The sequence below is a fragment of the Asanoa sp. NPDC050611 genome, assembly GCF_040654855.1.
Classification (GTDB): domain Bacteria; phylum Actinomycetota; class Actinomycetes; order Mycobacteriales; family Micromonosporaceae; genus Asanoa.
Genome location: NZ_JBFAIU010000242.1, coordinates 1 through 8,771 on the forward strand (window position 1 = coordinate 1; position 8,771 = coordinate 8,771).

At 73.5% G+C, this 8,771-nt stretch carries 10 protein-coding genes and 1 pseudogene; 5 read left to right on the top strand and 6 right to left on the bottom strand.

Annotated elements, in window-relative coordinates; all coding sequences use genetic code 11:
* Positions 1-234, bottom strand: a 234-nt coding sequence (locus tag AB0H87_RS29210; protein WP_360152521.1) for a maleylpyruvate isomerase N-terminal domain-containing protein, incomplete at its 3' end; no start/stop codon positions are given.
* A gap of 18 nt (positions 235-252) precedes the next feature.
* Positions 253-675, bottom strand: a complete 423-nt coding sequence (locus tag AB0H87_RS29215) for a TOBE domain-containing protein (protein WP_360152524.1) — start codon at positions 673-675, stop codon at positions 253-255.
* 184 nt (positions 676-859) lie between these two features.
* Between AB0H87_RS29215 and AB0H87_RS29220 the strand changes: the two genes are divergently transcribed.
* The 4 genes from AB0H87_RS29220 to AB0H87_RS29235 are packed head-to-tail and all read left to right on the top strand — an operon-like array spanning position 860 to position 4,540.
* Positions 860-2,050 (top strand): acyl-CoA dehydrogenase family protein, encoded by a 1,191-nt coding sequence (locus AB0H87_RS29220; RefSeq protein WP_360152527.1) that lies wholly within the window; start codon positions 860-862, stop codon positions 2,048-2,050.
* Positions 2,047-3,123, top strand: a complete 1,077-nt coding sequence (locus tag AB0H87_RS29225) for an acyl-CoA dehydrogenase family protein (RefSeq protein ID WP_360152530.1) — start codon at positions 2,047-2,049, stop codon at positions 3,121-3,123. Before AB0H87_RS29220 ends, AB0H87_RS29225 begins: the two co-directional genes overlap by 4 nt.
* The gene (locus AB0H87_RS29230) at positions 3,120-3,872 is read left to right on the top strand and encodes an SDR family oxidoreductase (RefSeq protein WP_360152533.1); all 753 of its coding nucleotides are present in this window, start codon (positions 3,120-3,122) and stop codon (positions 3,870-3,872) included. The genes AB0H87_RS29225 and AB0H87_RS29230 overlap by 4 nt, the downstream gene beginning before the upstream one ends.
* Complete coding sequence (locus AB0H87_RS29235) at positions 3,869-4,540, top strand: TetR/AcrR family transcriptional regulator (RefSeq protein ID WP_360152536.1); 672 nt, start codon at positions 3,869-3,871, stop codon at positions 4,538-4,540. The genes AB0H87_RS29230 and AB0H87_RS29235 overlap by 4 nt, the downstream gene beginning before the upstream one ends.
* Here AB0H87_RS29235 and AB0H87_RS29240 read toward each other — a convergent pair.
* Together AB0H87_RS29240 and AB0H87_RS29245 are read right to left on the bottom strand one after the other, a co-directional pair.
* On the bottom strand, positions 4,523-5,473 hold the full coding sequence (locus AB0H87_RS29240) for an FAD-dependent oxidoreductase (RefSeq protein WP_360152539.1): 951 nt from the start codon (positions 5,471-5,473) through the stop codon (positions 4,523-4,525). The genes AB0H87_RS29235 and AB0H87_RS29240 overlap by 18 nt on opposite strands.
* Before the next feature lie 106 nt (positions 5,474-5,579).
* On the bottom strand, positions 5,580-5,744 hold the full coding sequence (locus AB0H87_RS29245; protein WP_360152542.1) for a hypothetical protein: 165 nt from the start codon (positions 5,742-5,744) through the stop codon (positions 5,580-5,582).
* A 37-nt stretch (positions 5,745-5,781) separates the two neighbouring features.
* On the opposite strand from AB0H87_RS29245, the gene AB0H87_RS29250 reads away from it, so the two are divergent.
* Positions 5,782-6,360 carry a GtrA family protein gene (locus AB0H87_RS29250; RefSeq protein WP_360152544.1) on the top strand — a complete coding sequence of 193 codons (579 nt, stop codon included), beginning with the start codon at positions 5,782-5,784 and terminating at the stop codon, positions 6,358-6,360.
* Positions 6,361-6,951: 591 nt separating this feature from the next.
* Here the strand turns inward: AB0H87_RS29250 and AB0H87_RS29255 are convergent.
* The gene (locus AB0H87_RS29255) at positions 6,952-8,034 is read right to left on the bottom strand and encodes a zinc-binding dehydrogenase (RefSeq protein WP_360152547.1); all 1,083 of its coding nucleotides are present in this window, start codon (positions 8,032-8,034) and stop codon (positions 6,952-6,954) included.
* 30 nt (positions 8,035-8,064) lie between these two features.
* Positions 8,065-8,743 (bottom strand): annotated as a pseudogene (locus tag AB0H87_RS29260) (aldehyde dehydrogenase family protein); the annotation flags it as partial.
* Between the last annotated feature and the right edge of the window lie 28 nt (positions 8,744-8,771).

Consider the following 8,771-nt stretch of genomic DNA (forward strand, 5'->3'; position numbering starts at 1 on the left):
GTGCAGGTCGGTGCCGCAGATGCCGCAGGAGCGCACCTGCACGACGACACCGTCGGCGGCCGGCGCGTCGACCAGCTCGGCGACGAGGTGGATCTGGCGGGCCAGGTGCCCGGCGAGGCCGCCGACGCTGAACTCGGCCAGGGCGCTCGGCTCGGCCCAGTTCTTCGCCACCGCCGGGTCGGCGAGCAGGTCGACGGCGACGGCGGCCGCCTCGAGATACGCGCTGCGATGCATGCCGGCGAGCTTAACCGCCTAGTCGATCGCGACGCTCACCTCGGTGGCCTTCACCAGCGCCAGCACCTCGTCGCCCTCGCTGAGGTCGAGGTCGTTGACGGCGTCGTTGGTGACCACCGCGGTCAGCGCGCCGCCGCCGTCGACCGCCACCTTGAGCGTGGTCATCGCGGCGCCGCCGGTGAGCGAGGTGATCCGTCCCGGGAGCTGGTTGCGGATGCTCAGGTCGCCGACCGCGCCCGTGGCGAGCGCGACGTCGGTCGACTTCACCAGCATCGTGACCGGCTGGCCGGCGATCAGCTGGAGGTCGTCGGCGCTCTCGCGGGTGATCGCCGCGGTCAGCTCCTGGCCGCTGGCGAGCCGGGCCTTCACGGCGGCCATCGCCTCGCCGCGGGACACCGAGAGAATCGTGCCGTCGAGCTGGTTGCGGATGCTCAGTCGCATGAAAGTCTGTCCATTCGCGATCATTGGTACGCGTTTGTCCGCTCTCATCCTCCCCTTGCTCGGGCTGCCGCAAACCCCGCGACACGCCCTGTGGATTGTCGCCTCGCCGGCCGTGGATGGCTTTGTGGCCGCTCGGCCCGTAGATTGCAGTGTGAGTGCAAATTCTTGTCGACGAGGGGGCGCGATGGCGTCGCTGATCACCGAGGCCGACCTGCGGGAGCGGATCGCGGCGTTCCTGGCCGGGCACGACCCCGCCGGAACGGACCGGCTCGCGTTCCTGCGCGCGCGGTTCGACGCCGGTCTCGCCTGGGTGCACTTCCCGGAGGGACTCGGCGGCCTCGGCGCGGGGCGGGCCCTGCAGCCGGTCGCCGACGCGGCGTTCGCCGCGGCCGGCGCCCCCGACAACCGGCCCGGGCGCATCGGCATCGGCCTCGGCATGGCCGCGCCGACCGTCCTCGCGCACGGCACGCCCGCGCAGCGGGAGCGCTGGCTGCGTCCGCTGTGGACCGGGGAGGAGGTGTGGTGCCAGCTGTTCAGCGAGCCGGGCGCGGGCTCCGACCTCGCCGGGCTGGCCACCCGCGCCCGCCGCGACGGCGACGACTGGGTGCTCGACGGCCAGAAGGTGTGGACGTCGATGGCGCACGTCGCGCGGTGGGCCATCCTGATCGCCCGGCACGACCCCGACGTGCCCAAGCACGCGGGGCTCACGTACTTCGTCCTCGACATGACCGCGCCCGGCGTCGAGGTGCGGCCGCTGCGCCAGCTCACCGGCGAGGCCGAGTTCAACGAGGTCTACCTGACGGGCGCGCGGATTCCCGACGCGCACCGGCTCGGCGAGGTCGGCGCCGGCTGGAAGGTCGCGCAGACCACGCTGATGAACGAGCGCGTCTCGATCGGCGGCGGCGCGTTGCCCCGCGAGGGCGGCATGATCGGCGTGCTGGCGGCGGCGTGGCGGGACAATCCGTCCCGGCGCACGCCCGGGCTGCACGACACCGTCATGCGGCTCTGGGTGCGGGCCGAGGCGGCGCGGATCACCGGGCTCCGCGTCCGGCAGCAGCTGGCGGCCGGCGCGCCAGGGCCGGACGGCTCGGCCGTGAAGCTCTCGTTCGCGACGCTCAACCAGCAGATCTCCGCGGCCGAGCTGGACCTGCTCGGCGACGAGGGCCTGCGGCGCGACTCGTGGGCGATGGGCCGGCCGGAGGAGGTCGACTTCACGTCGCGGGACGCGGGCTACCGCTACCTGCGGGCCAAGGGCAACTCGATCGAGGGCGGCACCTCCGAGGTGCTCCGGAACATCATCGCCGAGCGGGTGCTCGGGCTGCCCGCCGAGCCCCGGGTCGACACCCGCGTCGCGTGGAAGGACCTGCCCCGATGACCGAGGAGCTGCTCGAGACGGCCGACGAGCAGGATCTCCGTTCGGGCGTACGCGACATGCTCGCCGCCGAGTGCCCGTGGCAGTCCGTGCTGTCGTTCGCGTCGGGCGGGGGCGACGCCTACGACCAGAAGCTGTGGCGGACCGTGGCCACCGGCATGGGGCTGGCCGGGCTGCTCGTGCCGGAGGCGCAGGGTGGCGCGGGGGCGCAGTGGCGTGCGGCGGCGGTCGTCGTCGAGGAGCTGGGCCGGGCCGTCGCGCCGGTGCCCTACCTGTCGAGCGCGGTGGTCGCGACCACGGCCCTCGGCGCCGTCGGTGAGCCCGAGCTGCTGGGCCGGCTGGCGTCGGGCGAGCTGACCGCGGCGCTGGCCGTCCCCTACGGGCTGTGGTCGGCGCCCCCGCTGCTGTCCGTCTCGGACGGACTGGCCAACGGCGCGGTGCGCGGTGTCGCCGACGCGTTGGGCGCGGGGCTGCTGCTCGTGCCGGCCGAGGACGGGCTGTACGCGGTGGACGGTGCGGCGGTGCGCCGCACCCGGGTGGCGTCCTTGGACGAGACCCGGCCGTTGTGCGACCTGGAGTTCGCCGACGCGCCGGCCCGGCGGGTCGCCTCCCTGGAGGCGGTGCCGTGCGCGCTGCGGTCCGCGGCCACGCTGGTGGCGGCCGAACAGGTCGGTGTGGCGTCCTGGTGCCTCGACACGACCGTCGCCTATCTCAAGGAGCGCTACCAGTTCGGCCGGCCGGTCGGGTCGTTCCAGGCGCTCAAGCACCGGCTCGCCGACCTGTGGGTGGAGCTGACGCAGGCGCGGGCGGTGGTCGCGTACGCGGTGGCGGACCTGTCCTCGGGCGGCGACGACGCGTCGGTGGCGGCGTCGCTGGCGAAGATCGTCGGGTCGGAGGTCGCGGTGCGGGCGGCCGAGGAGTGCGTGCAGATGCACGGCGGCATCGGCTTCACCTGGGAGCATCCGGCCCACCTCTACCTGAAACGGGCCAAGGCGACGGCGGTGGCGTTCGGTTCGCCGGACCGGCACCGGGCCCGCCTCGCCACGCTCGTCGACCTGCCGCTGGAGGCGTCGTGACGGCGTCGTTGGCGGGCCGGGTGGCCCTGGTCACCGGGGCCAGCCGGGGCATCGGGCTGGGCATCGCCGCCCGGCTGGCGTCGGCCGGTGCGCGCGTGTGTGTGACCGCGCGCAAGCCTGAGCCGCTCGCCTCGGCGGTGTCGACGCTGGGTGGGCCGTCGGTGGCTCTCGGGGTGGCTGGTCGCGCGGACGATCCCGACCACCGTGCCGAGGCGGTCGCCGCCACCGTCTCCGCGTTCGGCCCGGTCGACATCCTGGTCAACAACACAGGCATCAACCCGGTGTTCGGGCCCCTGCTGGAGATGGACCTCGGCGCGGCGCGCAAGATCTTCGAGGTGAACCTGTTGTCGGCGCTGGGCTGGGTGCAGACCGCCTTCGCGGGCGCACCGCGCCCCGGGGTGGTCATCAACGTGTCGTCGGTGGGCGGCCGGGTGCCGCCGCCGGGCATCTCGTTCTACGGGGTGACGAAGGCGGCGCTGGAGCACCTGACACGCTGCCTGGCGGTGGAGATGGCGCCGCACGTGCGCGTCAACGCGGTCGCGCCGGCGGTGGTGAAGACCAAGTTCGCGACGTTGTTGTACGAAGGTCGGGAGGCGGAGGTCGCTGCTTCGTATCCGCTGGGCCGGCTCGGCATCCCCGAGGACGTGGCGGCGGCGGTGGCGTTCCTGGCATCGGACGAGGCGGCCTGGATCACCGGGCAGACGCTGGTCATCGACGGCGGGGTCACGCTGACGGGGCGTGGCGCATGACGGCCCCTTCGTCTTCGCCGTCGTCGTCTTCGGCGTCTTCGTCTCCGGCGTCGTCGTCTTCGGCGTCGTCGTCTTCGGCGGACCCCGCGGAGCGGGTCGACGGGCGGACGGCGCGGGCGGAGCGCACGCGGGCGGCGATCGTCGACGCGCACCTGGCGCTGATCGGCGAGGGCGACCTGCGCCCGACGGGGGAGCGGATCGCGGAGCGGGCGGGCGTCTCGCTGCGCGCCCTGTGGACCAACTTCAAGGACATGGAGACGCTGTTCGAGGCGTCGGGCGCGCGGGTGCTGGCGACGTACGACGAGGCCTTCACGCCGGTGCCGCCGGACCTGCCCCGTGCGGAGCGGATCGCGCTGTACTGCCGGCAACGCGCGCGCCTGCTGCAGCTGATCGCGGCGCCGGCCCGGGCGGCGGCGATGCGGGAGCCGTTCTCGCCGCAGCTGCGCCGCAACCGGCAGAAGCACGTGGAGCGGCTGCGGGAGGAGGTCGACGTCCTGTTCGCCGCGGAGTTCGCCGGCCCGGACGGTGCGACCCTGCGCAACGCGGTGATGGCGGCGTCGATGTGGCCGGCCTGGTCGATGCTGCGCGACGGCCTGTCCCTGTCCGCGACCGACGCGGAGGCGGTGATGACGCGGACGATCACCGCCCTGCTAGCCGCTCCCGACTAGCGCGGCGGCGTCGTGCGCGCAGCCCCAGGAGAGGCTGACGCCCGTACTCCCGTGTCCGTAGTTGTGCACGATCGTGACGCCACCCCGCCGTTCCCGCTCGACGCGCACGGCCGGTCGTTCCGGGCGGAGCCCGGTGACGACCTCGACGACGCGCGCGTCGCGGAGCCTGGGCTCGACGGCGCGGCAGCGGGCGAGGATCCGCTCGGTGATGTCGTCGTCGGGGGTGCGGTCGTCGCGTCCCTCGATGCGGACGCCACCGCAGACCACGCGGTCGCGGTGGGGCATGAAGCTGGCCCATTCGTCGCCGCGGCCCAGCTCCATGAAGACGTGCGCGAGTCCCGGGTTGGTGAGCACGACATGCTGCCCGAAGACCGGCCTGACGGTCCGGTCGCCGGCCAGCCGGCGGGCGCCGACGCCGGCGGCGTTGACCACGCGGTCCGCGCCGGTCGTGGTGAGGTCCTCGACGTCGGCGTGTTCGATCTTCCCGCCGGCCTTCGCGAGACGCCGCTGGAGATGGTCGAGGTAGGTCGGCATGTCGACGACCGGCATCCGCCCCCAGGACCCGCCGGCGAACCCGTCCGGCAGCTCGTCCCCGGTCGCGGCCCGCAGCCCGGGGATGAGCGCCACCTGCGGCGGCAGCTCGTCGCCACCGGGCATGGCGTCACCGACGGTGAGCACGTCAGCGATCCGCACGCCGGTGGTGTCGTCCTCGGCGAGCCGCTGGAACACGCCGAGCGACCGCGCGGTCCACTCGAGCGTCTTGTCGAAGGGCGGCTGGAAGGAGGGCCCCCAGAGCGCGCCCGCGGCCGCGGAGGTGGTGTCGCGCGGCGCTTCCCTGGCGAGCACGGTGGTCTGTAGGCCGCTCTCGGCCAGCAGGATCGCGGTCGTGAGCCCGCTGACGCCGGCACCCACGACTACCACGTCGTCGGCCATGATCCCCTCCCTCGACCTGGTCCACGGTAGAACGTCGGAGGGCTGTCCCGCCCTCGTCGCCATGATGTCGATCCCGGAATCCTCGGCGCTAGCCCACGCCGGCCCGTCAGCCGAGGTGGGTCCACACCGATTTCGTGACGGCGGTGTCGAGCCGGGATTCCGTCGTCTTGGCGGGCCCGTTCCCCGGCCGGTCGGCATCCTGGCTCGTGTCCGCGGACGCCGTCGGCGTCATCATCGGCGCGGAGAACCAGGGCGTTTCCAGCGGCCGCATTCAGGCGGATTTCAGGCGAAGCCGCTAGAGTGCGCCGGTGCGATTGACGGGCCGACTGCTGCAGACGCTGCCACCGCCGCTGCGCAAGCACGTGTTCCGCCGGCGCGAGGCGGTCAAGTTCCTCGCGGTGGGCGGCTTCTGCTGGGTACTCACCGCGGCGATCAACTACGCACTCAAGGTGACGGTCTTCCCGTCGAAGCCGGTCACGGCACTGACGACGGCCACCGTCATCGCGGCGTTCGTCTCCTACGCCCTCAACCGGGAGTGGACGTTCCGCACGCGCGGCGGCCGCCGCGCCCACCACGAGCTGGCGCTCTACATCGTCATCAACGGCATCGGCATCGCGCTCAACTCGGCGCCGCTCTACCTGGCCCGCTACGCGTTCCAGCTGCAGACCCCACACATCTCCCGCACGGCCCAGGAGATCTCGGACTTCGCGTGGGGCATGATCATCGGCACGCTGCTGGCCATGGTCTTCCGCCTGTGGGCCTACCGCAAATGGGTCTTCCCGCAAGCGGACGCCCGCCCACCCACCTCACCACGCCGCACCGGAGCGGCAGCCCGCGCACGGACCGTCGAAACCTCGACAGAGGTGCCGGACCGCAGGGTCGCCTAGCCCAGGTCTCTCCTCCGAAGGCCCAACGCCTCGGCGTGCGTGGGTGCCCTGCTCGACGATCCGGGCCTACCTCCAGGACGACGATCCGGTCTACGACGCGCGCCGACGTTCGAGGACTCGAGCGCCGTACCGTCCGTCCGCGTGTGCCTCACTTCGAGCGCCGCCCGGGCTGCGGATGGCGCCCGCTACCCTGCGACGCGGTGCCTGAGGCAAACGTCCGACGGCGCACTCTCACCCCGAGCCGTTGGCGATCGCGGCGGCAGGGCGGCGACAGCCGTGCACCGATCGCGTGGGCGGGCACCGACCGCGCGGATTGCCGGCCATGACCCGGGGCGGTGGTCCTTCGGGGAGCGCTTTGGCGGCGCTCCCGGGGCGCCGACGGCGGCGAGTGCACCGCATCCGGCCGAGTCAGCCACGCTCCCGGGCGCCGACGGCGGCGAGTGCACCGCATCCGGCCGAGTCAGCCAGCGGCGGGCACCGCCGCCCGCGTTCCGATTCGCCTTGCGGTCCGCGGGGCATGCGCCTCCGTCGCAGGCAAAGGGCGTCGACGAACACGCCAGCTTCGTGTGGCGGGCGCGGGCGGCGGGCGGGTCAGTCGAAGAGGATGACCGAGCGGGCGCCGAGGCCGCGGGACATGCGGTCGAAGGCGTCCGGGGCCGACTCCAGCGGGATGCGGTCCGTGATCAGCGGAGACAGGTCCAGCGTGCCGGCGTGGACCGCGGCGGCCAACGTCGGTAGGTCGCGGTCCGGGTCCGAGGAGCCGTAGACCGATGAGCGCAACGTTCGCGCCGAGTGGAAGATGTCGAGGGCGCTCAGGCTGACCAGGTCGTCGCGGGCGCCCATGCCGACCACCGTGACCTGGCCGCCGCGGCGGGTGGCGCGCCAGGCCGTGTTGATGGTGGCCGCGCGGCCCGCGCATTCGATCGCGTGGTCGGCGCCTCGGCCGTCGGTCAGCGTGCGGACGCTCTTCGGGATCTTGTCGTCCGAGACCAGGAAGTGGGTGGCGCCGGCGGCCATGGCCAGGTCACGCTTCGTCTCGCTCAGGTCGACGCCGATCACCGGGTCGGCGCCGGCGGCGCGGGCGGCGATCAAGGTGGCCAGGCCGACGCCGCCCAGGCCTATGACGACCACCGACTGGCCCGGGCGCACACCGGCCGTGCGGTTGACCGCGCCCGTCGCGGTCAGCACCGCGCAGCCGAGCAGCGCAGCCACGTCCGCGGGTAGGTCGGCCGGCACCGGGACCACCGCGTGGCTCGGGACCACGACCTCCTCCGCCAGCGCGCCCAGGCCCAGGGTCACGTGCGTGGCCTCGCCGGAGGCCAGGTGGCCGCGCGGTGCCGACGGGCGGCCGCCGTCGGCGCACAACCAGGGCTCGCCGTGCGTGCAGTGCCAGCACTCCCGGCACGGTGGTGCCCAGTTGAGCACCACGTGGTCGCCGACGGCGACGCGGCCCGTCGCGTCCGCCGGGCCGACCTCGGTCACGACGCCGGCGGCCTCGTGGCCGAGCACCAGCGGGTAGGAGGGTGCCAGCGTGCCGTTGACCATCGACAGGTCGGAGTGGCAGACACCGGCCGCGCGGATCCGTACCCGCACCTCGCCGGGGCCGACCGGCGGCAGCACCACGTCGGCGATCCGCGGCTGTTCGCCCGTACCCGAAACGATCAAAGCTTTCATGCCCACCCACCCGTCACCGGCTGCCACCCGTCAGCGCTGGATCGTCTTGGTTTCCAGGAACTCGGACAGGCCGTGTTCGCCCAGCTCGCGTCCCACGCCCGACTGCTTGTAGCCGCCGAACGGCGCCAGTGGGTTGAACGACCCACCGTTGATGTCGACCGCGCCGGTGCGCATCCGGCGCGCCACCGCCATGGCCCGGTCCTCGTCGGCGGACCAGACCGCTCCCGCGAGCCCGTAGCGCGAGTTGTTGGCGATCTCCACCGCGTGGTCGTCGTCGGAGAACGGGATGATCGACAGGACCGGGCCGAAGATCTCCTCCTGCGCGACGGTGTCGTCCGGGTCGACGTCGGCGAGGACCGTCGGTGCGACGAACCAGCCGCGGGCCGGCACCGGTGCGTCGGGACCGCCGGAAACCAGCCGGGCACCGTCGGCCAGGCCCTTGTCGATGTAGGTGCGTACCCGGTCGCGCTGCCGTTCGGAGACCAGCGGGCCGAGCCGCGTCGCGGGGTCGAACGGGTCGCCCGTCACGTAGCCGACCGACGCCGCGGCCGCCAGCTCGACCGCCTCCTCGTAGACCGAGCGGTGCACGAGCATGCGGGTCCACGCGGTGCAGGTCTGGCCCGCGTTGAGGAACGCGTTGCCGACGCCCACCTTGACCGCCTTGGCCAGGTCGGCGTCGGGCCCGGATCGTTACGGCAGCGTGTCGACCGCGCGAGGTTGCTCAACAAATGCGCGAG

Bases quoted from the DNA above. Each gene is read 5' to 3' on its own strand.
- AB0H87_RS29215 (WP_360152524.1), bottom strand. From the start codon at position 675: ATGCGACTGAGCATCCGCAACCAGCTCGACGGCACGATTCTCTCGGTG.
- AB0H87_RS29220 (WP_360152527.1), top strand. From the start codon at position 860: ATGGCGTCGCTGATCACCGAGGCCGACCTGCGGGAGCGGATCGCGGCG.
- AB0H87_RS29225 (WP_360152530.1), top strand. From the start codon at position 2,047: ATGACCGAGGAGCTGCTCGAGACGGCCGACGAGCAGGATCTCCGTTCG.
- AB0H87_RS29235 (WP_360152536.1), top strand. From the start codon at position 3,869: ATGACGGCCCCTTCGTCTTCGCCGTCGTCGTCTTCGGCGTCTTCGTCT.
- AB0H87_RS29240 (WP_360152539.1), bottom strand. From the start codon at position 5,473: ATGGCCGACGACGTGGTAGTCGTGGGTGCCGGCGTCAGCGGGCTCACG.
- AB0H87_RS29245 (WP_360152542.1), bottom strand. From the start codon at position 5,744: ATGCGGCCGCTGGAAACGCCCTGGTTCTCCGCGCCGATGATGACGCCG.
- AB0H87_RS29255 (WP_360152547.1), bottom strand. From the start codon at position 8,034: ATGAAAGCTTTGATCGTTTCGGGTACGGGCGAACAGCCGCGGATCGCC.